General features: G+C 48.5%; 11 protein-coding genes and 1 pseudogene. All 12 read right to left on the bottom strand.

Translation table 11 applies throughout. From position 1 onward, the window contains the following. Positions 1-235 precede the first annotated feature (235 nt). Positions 236-337, bottom strand: a pseudogene (locus ACYVB1_RS13425) (IS982 family transposase); the annotation flags it as partial. 311 nt (positions 338-648) lie between these two features. After that, positions 649-1,527, bottom strand: a complete 879-nt coding sequence (locus tag ACYVB1_RS13430; RefSeq protein WP_460924288.1) for an alpha/beta hydrolase — start codon at positions 1,525-1,527, stop codon at positions 649-651. An 813-nt stretch (positions 1,528-2,340) separates the two neighbouring features. Next, positions 2,341-3,879 (bottom strand): alpha-N-arabinofuranosidase, encoded by a 1,539-nt coding sequence (locus ACYVB1_RS13435; RefSeq protein ID WP_460924289.1) that lies wholly within the window; start codon positions 3,877-3,879, stop codon positions 2,341-2,343. 963 nt (positions 3,880-4,842) lie between these two features. Further along, a complete protein-coding gene (locus tag ACYVB1_RS13440; protein ID WP_460924290.1) occupies positions 4,843-7,323 on the bottom strand; it encodes a glycoside hydrolase family 95 protein in 2,481 nt (826 codons plus the stop codon). A gap of 118 nt (positions 7,324-7,441) precedes the next feature. Then, a complete protein-coding gene (locus ACYVB1_RS13445; RefSeq protein ID WP_460924291.1) occupies positions 7,442-8,458 on the bottom strand; it encodes a zinc-binding alcohol dehydrogenase family protein in 1,017 nt (338 codons plus the stop codon). A 166-nt stretch (positions 8,459-8,624) separates the two neighbouring features. Further along, on the bottom strand, positions 8,625-9,041 hold the full coding sequence (locus ACYVB1_RS13450; RefSeq protein WP_460924292.1) for a hypothetical protein: 417 nt from the start codon (positions 9,039-9,041) through the stop codon (positions 8,625-8,627). A 146-nt stretch (positions 9,042-9,187) separates the two neighbouring features. After that, the gene (locus ACYVB1_RS13455; protein ID WP_460924293.1) at positions 9,188-10,939 is read right to left on the bottom strand and encodes a glycoside hydrolase family 43 protein; all 1,752 of its coding nucleotides are present in this window, start codon (positions 10,937-10,939) and stop codon (positions 9,188-9,190) included. Between the two features lie 142 nt (positions 10,940-11,081). Further along, positions 11,082-12,674 carry a glycoside hydrolase family 43 protein gene (locus tag ACYVB1_RS13460; RefSeq protein WP_460924294.1) on the bottom strand — a complete coding sequence of 531 codons (1,593 nt, stop codon included), beginning with the start codon at positions 12,672-12,674 and terminating at the stop codon, positions 11,082-11,084. 95 nt (positions 12,675-12,769) lie between these two features. Beyond that, positions 12,770-12,919 (bottom strand): hypothetical protein, encoded by a 150-nt coding sequence (locus ACYVB1_RS13465; RefSeq protein ID WP_460924295.1) that lies wholly within the window; start codon positions 12,917-12,919, stop codon positions 12,770-12,772. A gap of 37 nt (positions 12,920-12,956) precedes the next feature. Then, positions 12,957-13,811: a sialate O-acetylesterase gene (locus ACYVB1_RS13470; protein WP_460924296.1), complete on the bottom strand. Its 855-nt coding sequence runs from the start codon at positions 13,809-13,811 to the stop codon at positions 12,957-12,959. 136 nt (positions 13,812-13,947) lie between these two features. Continuing rightward, the gene (locus ACYVB1_RS13475; protein ID WP_460924297.1) at positions 13,948-15,906 is read right to left on the bottom strand and encodes a glycoside hydrolase family 97 protein; all 1,959 of its coding nucleotides are present in this window, start codon (positions 15,904-15,906) and stop codon (positions 13,948-13,950) included. A 154-nt stretch (positions 15,907-16,060) separates the two neighbouring features. Beyond that, on the bottom strand, positions 16,061-16,915 hold the full coding sequence (locus tag ACYVB1_RS13480; protein ID WP_460924298.1) for an alpha/beta hydrolase: 855 nt from the start codon (positions 16,913-16,915) through the stop codon (positions 16,061-16,063). Positions 16,916-17,280 lie beyond the last annotated feature (365 nt).

Consider the following 17,280-nt stretch of genomic DNA (forward strand, 5'->3'; position numbering starts at 1 on the left):
CCTCTGTGAACTTTGATTTTTTCATGGCAATTCGCTTTTGGTTCTATACGATTATTGCCCGTTTTCTCTAATTTACAACGGTCCGGTTTTGCGGGGGGAGGTCACATTATAGAAAAAGAAAAAAATAGTAGAGGTTACAAATTTTCCACTTATGCAAACCGTCACTTTTGTGCAGTGGCCAATTTTTCTCTGCACCTTGATCTTTCTCCAAGCCACCATTAAAATATTATTTTAATGGCAAGGGATGGGAAGAGAAGCATTCCTTGACTTCCTTACAAAAATCGTCTATGAGACAAAACACTTCTAATACCTTGGCAGTATCTATGATAAAGTGCATAAGGCTAAGGATTTATGTGAAACATGAAGCAATGTTTCACATAAATCCTTAGCCTTATGTTTTAGCAAAGCATTGTTCTTAGATTATTTAATTCCCGAGTTTACGTTAGAAAAGAAAATGGCTGCCTAACAAAAAGCCTCCAGTAAACTGTTGCAACTTCAAGAGCCTCCTGCTCTTTTTATCATATACCAGAACCAGAAAGGTTCGCTCCTGACATTGAATTATGTAAGGCAAGGAAGCTGCCCTTTTAGAGCAGCCTCTTATTCTTTGTCACGATGATCAATTGAGCTAGATAAAGCCTTCCCATCTGATCATTTCCCGGCCTTGGCCGTGAGGAAGTCGTTAACGTCCAGCCAGTGCATGAAGGCATCGAACCAGCGATTACTGGTTCGGTCGGGATTGCCGAGGCCGAAACCGTGGCCGCCGTTCTGGTAGAGGTGGAACTCGACAGGTACGCCCGCTTTGTACCAAGAGTCAATCACTCCGAACTGACCACGGAAGAGGAAATCATCGGTGGCGATGACATTAAACATTGGCGGAGCGTTCTTCGGCACCTCCACTGGGCCCATACCGCCATAGATTGGACCGATGAAGGCCAACTTCATGGTCTTGGAGTTTAGTGTTGCGTGCATCGTGAGGCCGGCGCCGGCCGAGAAGCCGATCATGCCTATTCTGTCCGTATCGACACCCCACTCCTTGGCCCGCTTAAGGATCAGGGCGTAGGCGGCCTCGGCGTCCTCGAGCTGGTTAGACAGGTCCTGCTGCGGCGGACTCGGCGGTGTTGCAGTTGGCGAAGTGTTGGAAGACGCGGCTGGGGCCGAGCGGGGTCGATTCATCCATGCCGTAAAGTCGTCGAGCGATTCCGGAGTCGGGTGGAGCCGGTACTTGAGCACAAAGGCAGTAATTCCCTTGTCGGCAAGTGCCTGTGCGACTTCCCAGCCCTCATTGCCCATCGAAAGCCACCTGAATCCGCCGCCGGGTGCCACGATCACGGCCGTGCCATTCGCCTTGCCCGGTTCAGGCAGGAAGGGGGTGAGGGTCGCAGTGGAGATGTTCCGCGCCATAGGGTCGCCCCACTGGCGGAACCAAGTCTCGCGGGCTGGCTGGTTATCGACACCACCCGTGCCGAGCGGAATGGCATTTGGCTCTGCAGGGGCTTTGAGTGGATAAATTGTACCGTCCTGCGCCATTGCTGATGCAGCATAAATAAGTAAGGTGCCCACAATAAACGGCTTAGCTAAATTTATATGTTTATTAGTCATGGAGTGATAATTGATAGGTGAAAGTTTAAATAAACTGTATATATTTTATGGCATTTTAAATATTTAGCATTCCTTTCAATATTAAAAAGCAATGATTTAAGACAAGACTTTACCTGGATTGCCCCTTTTCTGGCTCTAAGGATCTGACAGACAATTGCTGTATCCGATTGAGCCTGGCCACTGCACCCTCTTCGCTGGTCACCCTCTCTAGTTTGAGATCAGTAGTACCAGCATTATGGACGGCTCTGTGTCAATTTCTGATATGTGAACAAAGGAGTCTGCCCATCATCCCGGCAGTCTACAAATCCAACACATATGTCATCGTCGAAATGCTTTACATCTAACTCTCCATTCAGCAACTTGTGATCTTTATATCAGTCTTCAGGTGGTTAGCAACAACTAGCACTTGTGGTTTCTCAATGTTGACTTTGCACATCGGCAATATTGAGAATCAGCAGCTTGCGCTGCACAGCCACGTAGGCCTGCGTTTTGCTTTTACCCCTTTCCAGAAGCCGTTCCCCAGCAGGGGCAACATGCCGAGGTAAAAGGAATTCGGATCAACGAGCAGGCTGGCTGGGCATAGAAAACACACCCATGCAAAAGACCAGATGCTTCCCGACGGCGGAGGGAGCAGCCTACGCTTTAGGAAGTTACTCGGTCCATCGATACACCGGTAACAGCGTACCGTTCCCAATCTTTGCAAAACAGGATAGTGCCGTTTAAGGATACACGTCTTAGCTATTACTCTAATGCCAGTACTACCACCGAAAAGGGCGGCACTTTTAAGGTAAGGGTATTACCCTTTAATTTGGCATCTTTAAAAGCTTGTGGGGTGATCAGGCTGGGGTTTTCGAAGGTGTTGTGGTCCTGCAGCTTTTTGGACCTTAAGATTCTACCGCTTAACTTTTTATAACTGGCCCCTTTAATGTCGATGCTAATTTCCTGCGCCTTGCTGGCGTGCACATTCACCAAGCTGATGTGGGTGAGCCCCTGCTTGTTGCGGGATGCTGATGCCCAAACTGCCTGCAATCTATCATTGCCGAGCTGGTAATCTGCTGATTTTACCTGTAGTGGCAGCAGGGTGGCGTCCTGATGCACCTTGTACATTTCCATTACATGATAGGTTGGGGTAAGCAGCATTTTTTCCTCATCGGTAAGAATCACTGCCTGCAGCACATTAATGGTTTGGGCCAAGTTGGCCATGCGAACCCTGTCGCTGTGGTTGTTGAAGATGTTAAGCGTAGCACCGGCGATCATGGCATCGCGCATGGTGTTTTGCTGATATAAATAACCGGGATTGGTACCAGGCTCCACTTCGTACCAGCCGCCCCATTCGTCCACCACCAAGCCTATTTTTTTCTGTGGGTCGTACTTATCCATAATGGCACTGTGCTTCTCCACCAACTCGTTCATCAACAGCGCCTGTTTCATGGTGCCGAAATACTGCTTTTCGTCGAAAGTGGTGGATGGGCCTTTGGCGTCCCAGTCGGTTACGGCATAATGGTGCAGGGCAATACCTTCCATGAGTGAAAGGGGTATCTTTTTCATCAGTACCTCTGTCCAGTTATAGTCGTCTCCGGCAGGACCCGATGCAATGCGGTAGATGCCTTCCTTCAGGTAGCCCCTGCCCAGGTAGGTGGCGTACTGCTTATAAAGATCGGCATAGTACTCGGCCGTCATATTGCCGCCACAGCCCCAGGGTTCATTGCCAATGCCCCAGTACTTAACCTGCCAGGGCTCGGCACGACCATTCTCCTGCCGTAGTTTCGACATGGGGCTAATGCCCTCAAAGTTGGTGTACTGCACCCAGTCCATCATTTCCTGCACATTTCCGCTCCCAACATTTCCGGCCAGGTAGGGCTCAGTCTCTAGTATTTCGCATAAGTTCAGGAAGTCGTGTGTGCCAAAGCTATTGTTTTCGGTAACCCCACCCCACCAGGTATTTACGATGGTAGGCCGCTGATTTTTAGGACCAATGCCGTCTTTCCAATGATAGGTATCGGCAAAACACCCCCCGGGCCAGCGCAGGTTGGGGATGTTTAGGTTTTTGAGAGCGGCAATAACATCTTTACGTACTCCATTGACGTGCGGGATTTTTGTGTTGTCTTCTCCTACATAAAAGCCGCCGTAGATGCTACGCCCCAGGTGCTCGGCAAAATGGCCGTAAATGTGGCGGCTAATCTGTTGATCGGAGCCCTTCGCATCCATAATGATGGAGGTTTGCCCATAGCTTATCAGGCTGCAAAGAAGTAGAACACCACTAATAAATATTTTTTTCATCTGTTGAGTAGTTGTTTAAGTAGGTAAAAGGACTCTCCGGAAAGAAATCCCATGAACAGGAAATAGTATCATTGCCGCTCTCAGCAGAAACTCAGGACCATCACATCGGCTGACGTGCCTGCATTTCCAATACTGCGAGGTCAGTTACCAGACTGCCATGCAAAACAAAAAGCGGTTATCGTGTGGTGGATAATGGTACACACGCAGAATTCACGCCTGTGCCATCAGCATACATTTCATTGCCATTTTAAAAGTATCAGTTCATCATCCCTTTGAAGTATATTTCATAATCAGATACCACCAGCGAAAAGCTCTAAAAACCATCTCGCTCTCAGCAATCAAATATATACAACTGAACCCTTACAGAACACTTTTCATGTTACAGGTATTTTTGACCATGTTACATCAGGGCCATCATAAACGTATTTTTAAGCCATTACATTGTGACTCTCCTGTGTCTCCTTATTTTACTTCCCGATAACAGATGGTGCAACTCAGGCAGCACACACCATCCTCATTTTAAGGAAAAACTAAGTCTTATCTTTCCCTGTGGATCAGCCTCTGAAGCATGCACAGTCGGAGAAATTATTCTCTGTTGACGTGGAATTAAAAACTGCCTGATTTATGAGGTATTCCAAGACAGTGAGTCTCTTGTACTGAGATTGCATAAGCATTTAGTTTGGCCTCTCATTGCTTACGCGCTGACCCGCCTATTTTTTTGCCCATCCTCTAAAATTTAAAAGTTCACTAAAAACAATATGGTAAGAAATGAAAAGCTGATTTTTGATTTTATGTACTCATAGATTTAGTTTACTTCCACTCAATTTCGGGGTGCGGAAGCAGATTTAAAGCCGCTTTCATCAGGCTGCCTCTGCTTTCAGCATCCGCTGCTCTGTTGTCACCCTTGAAAACAGGAGGCGAGGTGCAATCGCACCTAGACGGGCCACAAACTCATGTGTTCATTTATTTTGCCAGATCGACAACATAAACACCTCCCGGCTTGGTTTTAAGGTCATACTCGTAGACTTTCCTGGCTTGCACACTTTTTAAGTCTGCACCAGGGGAAACCAGCGGCTCTTTTATGTCGGCTACCTGGTAAAAAGGGTTCTGATTCGCTCCCTTCGCCTTTTTCAGCCCTTTGCCAGAGAGCGGGTAGTAAGACCGTATTCTGCAATTCCCTCCCAGGGCAGACCGTATGGTCACTTCACCTGGTTTGTTATCTTCCCATTTTATGTCCACCCCAAATCCTCCCCTGGCCCTGAGACCGCTGATGCTGCCCTTGGCCCAGGCGTCAGGTAAAGCCGGTAAAAGGTGCACGGCTCCATCGTGGCTTTGCAGGAGCATCTCGGCAACACCCGCCGCACAGCCAAAATTCCCGTCTATCTGAAAAGGGGGATGCGCATCAAAGAGGTTTGGGTAAGTGCCGCCCCCCTCTCCAGAGGCTTCACGACCGGCAGGTGTTAGCTGGTCCTTTATAAGTTTATAGGCACGATTACCATCCAGCAGCCTTGCCCATAGGTTTACCTTCCAGCCCATTGACCAACCCGTGGACTCGTCGCCCCGGGCAACCAGGGATGTTCTGGCTGCATCAAACAGCTGCGGATGACGATAGGGGGATATCTGGTTTGAGGGGTAAAGTCCGTACAAGTGCGACACATGCCGGTGCCTGTCCTCTGGGTTATCCCAGTCCTGCATCCACTCCTGGAGCTGCCCCCACTTGCCAATCTGCATAGGCGGCAGCCTCTGAAGGCTTTCCTTCATTTCAGCTACCAATGCCTCATCTGTTTTAAGAATTTCCGCCGCTTTGATAGTCCTGGTAAACAGGTCGAAAACCAGCTGGTTGTCCATAGTGGTACCAGCCGACACAGACGAACCAGGGTGGGCAGAGGGGGCGTTTTCAGGCGATACGGAAGGGGCAACAATCAGCCACTGGTGCTCCGGCTCCTCCACCAGGAAATCCAAGTAAAACCACGAAGCCTCTTTTAGGATGGGGTAAACGGACGCAAGGTACTCCCTGTCACCGGAGAACTCGTACTTGTCGAGCAGGTGCTGCGAAAGCCATGCCCCGCCCATTGGCCACATGCCCCAGAAGGCACCGTCCACTGCCCCATTGATGCGCCAGATGTCCGTGTTGTGGTGCAACATCCAACCCTGAGCCCCATACATGTCTCTCGCGGTTTGGCGACCGGACTGGGAAAGCTCCCGGACCATCTGTATCAGCGGCTCGTGCAGCTCCGTCAGGTTGGTTATCTCAGATGGCCAATAATTCATCTCCGTGTTGATGTTCACTGTGTATTTACTGTCCCAGGGCGGGGTGAGCTGGTCGTTCCAGATCCCCTGCAGGTTCGCCGGCTGCCCACCGGGCCTTGAAGAAGAGATTAACAGATACCTGCCAAACTGAAAATAAAGGGCTACTAAATTCGGATCATTCCCCTTATTAAACTGCGCTACCCTATGGTCAGTGGGCAGTTTTACGGCATCCGTTTCGCCTAAGTCGAGGCTTACCCGATCAAAATATCTCCTGTAGTCAGCTACGTGGTCTCGATAAATCGCCTCCACATTTTTACTCAGCGCCTTTTGCAGGTAAGCATCTGCCCGCGCTGCCGCATCACCACTAATATCTTTGTAGTTGTTGAAATTAGATGCGATGGAGATGTAAATGGTGACTTCGTCCGCCTGCTCCACATGCAAACCAGTCTCCGTGGCTTTGACTGTTCCCCCCGTATTCTGGACTCTGGCCTTGGCCTGGAATTGCACCTTTCCTTCCACCCCCTCATGACTTCCTGTTTTTCCTGATAGCACGAGTTCGTCACGTCCCCTGGTAGAGACCCCGGCATTTGCAGGTCTGTCCATCGTAGCGGAGAAGCTTATAGCACCGGGTTTATCCGCCGACATACGAAAGACGATGACTTGGTCCGGAAAAGAGGAAAACACCTCTGTTTTGTAGTTCACCCCGTTGACACGGTAACTGGAGGTTGCCACCGCATTCTCAATATCCAGCTCCCTGTGGTAGTTTGTGTAGTTTTCATGGCCGGCAAACGAGAGCTTCAGGTTGCCTGCGGTCTCGTAGGGCATCCCGTGCGATGTTTTGCTGATGAACTTCTGGTTTGCCAGTTGCTGGGCTTCCTTATACTTCCCCTCAAAAATCAGTCTCCGGACTTCAGGTAGGGCTTCCCTTGCCTGAGGGTTGTCATTGCGATTGGGCTGCCCGGCCCAGACTGTGTTCTCATTCAGCTGAATCACTTCCTTAGCGGGGTCCCCAAACACCATGGCGCCTAGGCGCCCGTTTCCTACCGGTAGGGCCTCCACCCACTTCTGTGCAGGCTGGGTGTACCACAGCCTCAGGGGAGCATCTTGTTGCGCAAATGCGCTAACCAGGAATGTCAGACTGAATAGCAAACAACAGAAGAATCCTCTCATCATCTTTCTTTGTGATTTTATCATCCTTGTTTATGGCTTAAAGATTTCTAATCATATGCTACTTACAGCTTCCTGACCTCCAGTAAGCGCTACTTATCACGAGGATGCTTGAATGAGTTTATCCAGGGTTCTTGAGTATATATCAATCCAACTCAACCATCGCCTTTATGACTCCAGTCTCAGGTTTGAGCCAGGAGTTAAAATCATGCTGTACCTGGTCAAATGATACCCGATGCGTGATGTATGCCTTCGGGTCAATCAATCCATTTTCCATAGACGATATTACCTTCTCGAAGTCTTCGCGCGTGGCGTTGCGGCTGCTCATTAGCGTAGCCTCACGCTTGTGAAACTCAGGATGGCTAAAGCAGACCTCTCCCTTCTGTAAGCCTACCAGTACATACCGGGCGCCATGTGCCATATACTGAAAAGAGCTGTGAATAGCTTGTTGGCTTCCTGTTGCATCAATAACGACGGTGGGCATGTCACCATTCGTAATTTCAGACAACTGCTCCATTACATCATGACCTGTGGCATTGATAATATAAGGGAGTGCTAATTTTTCTTTACAGAAAGCAAGCCGTGCATTATTTATATCCATCGCCATAACTGTAGCTCCAGCAATTCGTGCCAGTTCCATGATCCCCAGGCCAATAGGGCCGGCACCTACGACTAACACATGTTCGCCGGGCTGTATTCCGGCCCTTCTGACAGCATGTGCTCCTATGGCTAAAGGCTCCACCAGTGCTAAAGCGTCATAAGATAAACTGCCTCCGTGCATAAGAGAACTGGAGGATACCGTAATATATTCTACCATGCCGCCATCAACATGCACCCCGCACACTTGCATTTTTGTGCAGCAGTTAGGTTTACCGGAGCGACAGGCAATACAGACGCCGCAGTTAAAATAAGGAATAAAAGTGACCGCCTCTCCTCTCTTGAAGCCTGGTGCACCGTCAAAATCAACTAACTCTCCGGCGAGTTCATGCCCCAGTATGCGCGGATACTTAAAGTATGGCTGCGTTCCCTCAAAAGCATGGAGGTCAGTACCGCAGATGCCAATACGCCTGATTTTAATGATCGCGTGGCCTTTGGTTAGCTCTGGCTTTGCTGCTGCACCATACGTTAATGTTCCTGGTGTAGTACATACTAATGTTTTCATATATCCTGATGTTAAAGCCTATCATTTACATTGCCCGCTCCAGATGTACGTAGCCGATATCCAGGTAATTGTACTGTTCAGCGGTATAGTGATGCTGAAAAATCAAGGCTGTCCATGGATTACATATATTCTGTGTAACGCAGAAATTGCCAAAGACAAACATCCTTTACATGCCTTCATTCGTTTTGGTCCTGAGCCAGTTCAGGGCATTCTCCCTGTCCTTGAAAAAGCGCAGTTCTATGGGAGAGCCTGTGCTCTCAGGAGGATGTACCGCCCCTGCTGCTTCACCAACAGAACTAGGGTTAGCCACGCAGGCTACATATTGTACGCCAGCGCGACAGGCGCGAGGCAGCCAGACTTCCTCTAGCCAGGCTTCAGAATCTACCCAGGGGCCTGAGAACCTGGTTATGTCCTCCAGCCTGCAGGAGCAGTGCACCTGCTCGTGCACCACGAGCCCAAATGATAGCGCCTGCTTGAGATCCTGCTGAGAGGCTGCGCTATACCAGACGGCTTCCACTACGTCAGTTTCTTCTCTATGCTCAATCGTATGAATTGTTTTCCCGAAGGCATCTCTAATTTCCATCAACATCGTGGCTTCCAACTAAAGTATTTTCTCACAGTCTTTTCTGTTTAAGCCGATTATTCTATTGCTTTTATATTAGCTACCCCCTACTAATTTCCCTGTGCCTGTCAATAAATAAAGCAGCTTCCGGAAATAAAATTTTCCTTTTACCGGGGAGAAGCATCGTTTGCAGAAGTGGCGTATAAACCAAGCAAAGTACCTGTAAAACCTCCCGCCACATTGGTTGAAAGGATATCACCTGAAACAGTGCCACCCACATTCACAAACTCGGTTCCATTCGCTGAATAGCTAAACTGGTAGTTATCTCCATCTGCCTTCACCTGTAGCTGAATAGGCTTTCTGACATCTATTTTGCTGCTGGCGATAATTTTAGATTGCCCCTTTTCTGTTCTTTGCAACACGATATAGTCGTCCTTGTCTTTTTTGGTAACACCAAAAACGTAGTTGAAGCTTTCGCTCTGCAAAGCCACGATACCGGCTAAATCCTTTTCTGATGCCGGCCTGTAATCAAGCGTTGTGGTATAGGAGAAGCTGTTGTGCTGTTGCCGGTGAAAGAGCGTTGAGGTAGGTTTAACCTCCTTGATATTTACCGGGAACGGATTTATTTTCAACCCTTTCTTTGTAGAAGAAACAAACGCTTCACGGGGGCCTCTTAAACCAATCCACCGGTAATCCAGCTTGTCAGAAGCAAAATTATCCTTGAAGGTAAAGTTGCCGTTGGGGAAGAAACCTTCTTTTCCTGTTTTGTTTTCTACCCCTTCAGGCGTTTTCAGCTTTGGTTCTATAGGCACAAGCCCATTTACGAAAACAGGAAACTCACCAGACCAATCAACAGGCAGAATAAAAGTCTCACGCCCAATGTTGACTCTGCCCTTTTCGTTTGGCCGGATAGCCAGGAACACGCCATAATGTTTGCCATCAGGCCCTTCCACTAAATCGGCATGTCCGGCCCAGTCCACCTTGTTTGCCCTGTTTGGATTAAGGTGTCTTTGTGATAGGATGGGATTGTTTGGTGCAGGTGTATAAGGACCTTTCGGATTATCGCTTACAAAAACAACTTCGCTGTGGTTTCCACCCGTACCGCCTTCAGCACACATCAGATAATAACGCCCGTCTTTTTTGTAGATATGAGGGGCCTCAATCCAGATAGGTTTTTTATTAATATCAACCCCGCCATTCACAACAATTTTGTCGGTGCCGGGAATTACCTGGTCCTTTTCAAGGTCATACTCCCAAACCTTTATCACCCGGTGCCCTTCATAAAGTTCAGTTCCTTTATCCGGGGCATCGTTATGCACCACATAAGCTCTCCCGTTGTCATCAAAGAAAAGAGAGGGGTCTATTCCTTCAAATTGTAGTTTGTTTGGTTCGCTCCAGCCTTGTAAGGGGTCTTTCGTTTTTACGACAATATTTCCCAGCCCTCCAGCAAATGCTGTTGTGATCATGTAGAAGGTGTCATTGTTCGGATTATACTCAATATCCGGTGCATATACCCCAGCGCTTATTCCTGTATCGTACACATTGAGCTGCGAAGTACGATCCAATACATGCCCAATCTGCGTCCAGTTGACCAAATCTTTTGAATGAAAAATCGGCACTCCGGGAAACATGGCAAACGAGGAGTGCACCATATAGTAATCTTCGCCTTTGCGGGTAATGGCCGGGTCGGGATAAGCGCCTTGCAGAATGGGATTGTAAAACTCACCCGCCTTCAAAGGATGGTTTTGATATACCTGGTCTTTTCCTTCATACACAAAATTGGAAAATATGGGAGCATTCTTTGCCATCTTCACCTTTGTCTGGCTATTTCCCTCTAATCCCATAAAAGAAAACAAAGTCATGAAAACACACAGTAGAACAACCCGCCTGTTTACGAATGGGGTAAATCTAAATTTCATTCTATTCATCTTTAATTTTAACTGTTGATTTATTAGTTCAGGTTTGACATTACTCAGGTCTCAGAGGAGCGGGAAAAGGTAAATAAATCTCCTTCTCCCTCCTTATTGGAAATTGCACTCCGCATCCTCATCCGACGTGCTTCTACTCTGCTGCCTGCGCTTTACTTGTGTTGGTAATCCGGTCATCGATGTGGAAATAGTCAAAGTCCACATAGCCGCCGGGTGTTTTGGTGGCATAATTGAACAGCCCGAAACGATACCCCATAAAGTGTGGTAGGGTGTAGGCCATCTTCAGCTGGGAACCTATTTTCTTCCAGGTTTTGCCATCCAGGCTATAATAGAAAGTGGCCACATCCCTGCGATCATGGAAGTCTCCTTCAGCTTTCAGGTATACTTTTTTCTGTTTGATCGGCACACTTTCCACTACCACCGGGCTGCCTGATTCGGCATTGACCATAACAATGGACTTAGCACCACGCTCATATCTGACCCCAACCAGGCCGTACCGTTGCTGCAAAAGGGCAAGACCTGCAAAATCACCCTCCCGTATGTTCGATAAATCGATAGCTGTTGAACCAGCACTTTCAGGCCCGATGGTCCGTTGGGTCAGCGTATTTCTTGCCTGCAGAAAGTCCTTGTCTACCCGCCCGGTTTTCAACCTCAGATGGCCTTTCCGCTCTTTAACTGACCAAAGCGCATCCACAGGATTGTGGTTCCACTGCCAAACTAAGGGTAATACAGGCTCTCCTTTTTTGCGCGTAAACTCATCGGATGCCACAATAGCTGGTATCAGGCCTTTGCTGGCGGGGAGATTTAGTTTATCGGGCACCTTGCCATCTATACCGATGACGGGCCAGCCATCCTCCCATTTTACCGGAACGAGGTATGGGATACGGCCTACCGCACCATAATCGCGGAACAGGTAAGCGTACCAATCGCCATGGGGTGTATCAATCAGTCCTCCCTGCGCCACCCCTTTATCCTGAAGGACGACCCTGCCTTCGTACGGGCCTGTTAGCCTATCCGCCCGGTGAACGATAACCGTGCGCATTCCGCCTTTGGGCCAGGCGATGTTAAACAGGTAGTACCTCCCATTCACCTTAAAAAGCTGGGACCCTTCGGCAGGCAGGCCTACATCGGGGCCGGCGGGTTCCGTTGCATTTTCTATCAGCACCCTTTCCGTACCTGGCTTTATCCCTGACAAATCCTCCTGCAACTCTACCATTTTTAACTGTCCGCCGCCCCAGATCATGTAAGCGCGGCCATCATCATCGAAAAATAAAGTATGGTCATGAAGGGAAGGCTCGAAGGACTGGACTTTCCAGGGGCCGTTCTCGATATCCTTTGTCGAATAAATGTAGGTTTTCCCGGTAGTCTGGGCGAAAGTCGTCACATAGTAGGTATTGTTATGAAAACGCAGGCTGCTGGCCCAGGAGCCTTTCCCGTAGGCACTTTCATCCTTGTTCAGGTTCAGCGCGTCCACGTCTGCCAGCGTATCGTACGCATAATTCACCAGCACCCAGTTAACCAGGTCATTCGACTTCATGATGGGCAAGCCCGGGCTCATGTGCATGGTGGTACTGCTCATATAGTACGTGTCCCCTACCCGAATCATGGCAACGTCAGGGACATCGGCATGAATGATGGGGTTTTGTGCCCCTTGCCCTCGCGAAGGCAATGCTATGAACAGGGAAACAAGGGTAAGAAAAACTAATCTTAAGAGCTTTTTTATCATGGGCATTATATGCTTCCTATCAGGTAAAACGACAGTAAAGAGTTATCATCCTCTGGTTTCAGAACGGGATGGGTATGATGGTTTTGAATGGCCACTTATTCCATAGGTCCTATCAGTTCAATAAAGGTTCCGTCCGGATCCTGCACCACCTCTTCCACCGGCTTAGACGAAGAGCATCCTGATGTGAAAGCCGCACCGATGAGCGCAAAGGCCGCCATGGCAGTTAGACAAATGTTCCTTTTCATTTGCGTTAGCTTGTTGATAAAACCTTATATAAACTATTTACTTAGGCTGAGCATGGCCATACCCCATCAGTGACAGCATCTTCTCTCCGTAGCGCCTGCCCAGCATTCTGTAGCCCTCCGCACTGAAGTGCAGGCGATCAGACACGGCAGGACAGCCTTCTGAAGAAATCACATGTGCGTTGGGAATTGTTTCGGGCAGCTTCGCGATGATGGCGTTCATACTGGCGCAGGCACCTCCCTGTTCCTTGCTTACCATTTCCCCCGCTAACAAAGGAACTGCAGCAGGGTTGAGTCCCAGGTCCTTCACCAGGTTATCATACACCCCTTTAACCTTTACGGGCCACTCCGTATCTCCTGTGTTTGATTCCCCCTGATGCAGCAGGATTCCCTTGATGACACCGTCCTGCTGCGCCAGTTTTGCCATTTCCACCAGGCGGCCGTAAGGGTTTTTATCATAGGGCTCCAGGGCAGCCGTCATCCAATCGGGAGCCGTAGCAACATAGGATTTGTAACCGTCTTTCTCAAACAGTTCTATTTTGCAGCCTCCAACAGAAACGTTTATCACACCAACTTTAATACTGTCTGGGAGGTTGGCTAGCAACGTTCTGCCAAAATAATCTGCGGGCGTCAGGCCAGTATTGCACCTGGTTAAAGGCGGAACAGCGGTATACCACTCCCCCTTCTCTCTTCCCAGGTTGGGGCAATCTACTGCTTCCAGAACCCTAAACCGCTTATCCACCCCTGTTGTGTCCTGCGGCTCAAATTTGGCATGCCCTTCCATATTAGATTGCCCGAAGCACAGGAACACGTAGAAATTCTTGTCCTGCGAAAAAGCGGCCGTGCTCATCAGAAAAAAAACGGTAAGAAGGGAAAGCCTGACTTTTAATTTCATGTTCAGATAGGTTTAAGTTTCAAATAGCGACACGCTGTATGGAACTTCAGAAAATCCCATAACTCACGTTGTCTCCTTTTATGATAGTTGCTGAATCGCTATAATAAATTCCGGAATTTAAGCTCTCCAGGTATAGCTATTGTTCTAAAACCACTCCACACTGCGGCTGAATGTTGATTTTTAGTTCTCCTTTTCTGTTTACCTTCACCCGTTTCATGTAACTGGTTCCGTCTTGCTGATCACCGTAAAGCTTTATCTCTTTCCCGGAAAGCATCGGCACACTTAACTTCACCTTCACAGGCTCTGATAGGGCATTAACCCCGGCTACATACCATTTATCTCCGTGCTGTTTGGCCAGGACACAATACTTACCAGGGTACCCGTCGATGAACATGGTCTCATCCCATGTAGTAGGTACCTGCTTCATAAAATCAATTGCGAAATCCGGTGCGTCGTTCAGGTTATTGGGTGTCAGGGCAAAAAACTGTACCGGGTTCTGAAAAAGGACTGCAGTCGCCAACTGAAACACGTCGGTTGTTTTCCTGTAATTTCCTCCGTCATTGGTCCGGCTGTACCGCTTGTTTAATACCACACCACCAAATTCCATGCTGCCCACGGCATTTCTGATAAAAAGATGCAGGGTGGCATGCAATGCCTCCATATCATTGGCTCGCTGGCTGAACATCAGGTTCTCAGATGCCAGAACAGCCTCACTTCCGACATAGTTAGGAAACATGCGCTCCCATCCGCGCGGCAGAGTTGTCCCATGAAAAACCACCATCAAGCCGTAATCATTGGCATCCGATAAGATATCCTCATACAAACGCATGGTCTCCTGCTTATCGCCTCCGAAGAAATCCACTTTGACTCCCTTTACACCATTTTTCTGCATCCACTGCATTTCCTTTTTCCGGGCAATGGCCGTGTTCATTTTATTGATAGGAGTCTGGGGGGCATCATTAACTGCACCGTTGGAGTTGTACCAGAGGAAAACACCGACATCTTTGGAGCGGGCATAGTCAATCAAAGTTTCCATGCGCTCATAGCCAATGCGCTGGTCCCACAGCGCATCTATCAAGATAAACTCATATCCTAACTGCGCCGCCAGATCGACATACTTCACCTGGTCCTCATAGTTCATGCTCTGGTCCTGCCACATAATCCAGCTCCACGTTCCTTTGCCGTACGCGTAGTCTATAGAAGGCTCGTACAAGGGTTCTACCACATCGTAAGGAATGGTTGTTGCTACAATGGGCTTCAGACCCTGGCCAACGGTAATGGTGCGCCAGGGAGTTGTGGCTGGCAAGCCAATGGCGGCGCCAGTACTTCCGAATCCGTTGTTCTCCGTTTCGTCAGGAAAAGCAATGGTATAGGTTCCATCAGGCGTCGGATCACTTAAATGAGAACCGCAGTAAAGCCCCCGCACACCGGTCTCAGAAATCAGCGTCCATATTTCGCCAATCTGAAAGAGGCATGGAAAGGTATAGCCCTCCCCGTTTGCTGATTGGGCTGCCATATCCTGCTCTACCTGGTATCCTTCTTCATAGCTTGGCTTTGTCCGTGCAAAACCAACCATGCTCTTCGACTGCGGTGACAGAAATCCCTTCGCACCCTGCGGTAAATTGAACCCTGTAATCTCCCTTTCCACAACAAGCGCCAGGGGGTCTCCGGATGCCGGGACGTCGTATCGAAAGGCTATGTCATTGTTGCTGACTCTAAACTCAACCTTCAGCGGTTTGCCGTCTTTGTTTTTCAAAGTACAAACCAGTTTATTGGCTTGGTAATGGATTTCGGATTGCTTTATCTTATCCTGCCGATATGTTTCCTCAATCGTTTCCTGCGCTGTGCCTGCCCAAGTCAGTTCTTTGGAGTAATCAACAAGGTTGGTGACCAGCCCTAAAGGGGAATCCTCCATAACTGCCTCACCTTTGTACATCACACGATAGAAAGGCTGCCCACTTTGCAGGAACACCTCAACCTGGAGTTGTCCATCAGGACTTTTGACTTTGCCGTTTTGTGCCTGTGCCAGGCATGGAACTACCGTACATAAACAAACGAAAAGCTGAAACAACCTCTTTATCTCTTTCGAACCCATATAAACGTTATTATTGTGCAACCTGAATGATCCCGCTTAGGACAAACAGCACTTTTACCAGGACGAACCTGCAGCGCCCTCTCATGGGCCTACTATTGGCCTGGTGCAAAGGCTGTTCAGCTTAGCGGACCCTGTTTAACGTCCTTCCGCTGATTTAGAAGGTCCTGTATACATTTCCTATCTTAAACAAGAGCTGAGAGAACAGGTACAGGTCATTTTTCCATACCTCAAAGTCATGTCCGCCAAGTTCTATATAAAAAACATGAGGAACAGTATGCTTGTCCAGGTAATCGTGGGTGCGCCTACTGAAGCTCATGAGATTATCATTCTCCCCACAGGAGATCCAAAGCAACTTTAATTTCTCTTTTGCCTTCTTCGGATCAGAAACTAATATTTCCGGTGCTTTCGTGTTCGGTGCAGACGAGAACCCTCCGACCCAGGCAAATTTATCCAGATTTCCCAAGCCAAAATTGAGGGACTGCCCACCTCCCATGGACAAGCCTGCTATCGCCCGGCGCTTGCGGTCTTTGTAAACGGGACAATTCTTTTCAATGAAAGGGAGGAGGCCATCAAGCAAATCTCTCTCAAACGTGGCAAAAGCCTGTACCCTGACGCTATCGAAGACATTCCCCACCGCCCGATCATCTTTCATGGCCCGGCCATTCGGAAGTACCACCACCATAGATTCTAATTTACCTTGTGCATAAAGGTTGTCCAGGATTACCTGGGGCTGACCGTTCCTTAACCATTCATATTCATCACCGCCAATTCCATGTAAAAGGTATAGGACCGGGTATTTCTCCTTTCCCGTGAATCCCGGAGGCGTGTAAACCAATGCCTTGCGCTTTGTGCCCTCTGTTTTTGAGTGATACTCCACCGTATCAATTTGCCCACGCGGAATGTTTTTCTGTAACTGGTCAAATCCTACCGGGGCGCTTTTTTCCGGGTGCTGTGCCCAGGAAAGTGAAGCAAACAGCAATACGTTCAGAACGACAAGTGTAAGCTTCATTATCTCATTAAATTTATCATGAACAAAAACCCCGTTTATCATGAACAAAAATCCCGTTACGAGCACGGCCCCCTACAACTTCTGTAAGACTGAAAAGCTACGATGCACTCCCATGCAAACAAATATAGCCTCTTAAGCGAAAGAGTGCTCGCATTCATGTTACACGCGCTTCAAACCATGTTACGTAAACAAAATTTCATGTAACACATCTTTATGTTCATGTTACATAGTGACTAAATTTCAACGGAAAGGCGGCTTTTACTAGGCTGCGTTGACAATTATAGCAGCAGTGTCATGGCTGCAGCCAGGTGCAGGAATGCCAGAAAGCTAGAGGCAGTCTTGTCGTATCGGGTGGCGATGCGGCG

Source organism: Pontibacter brevis, from assembly GCF_054779655.1.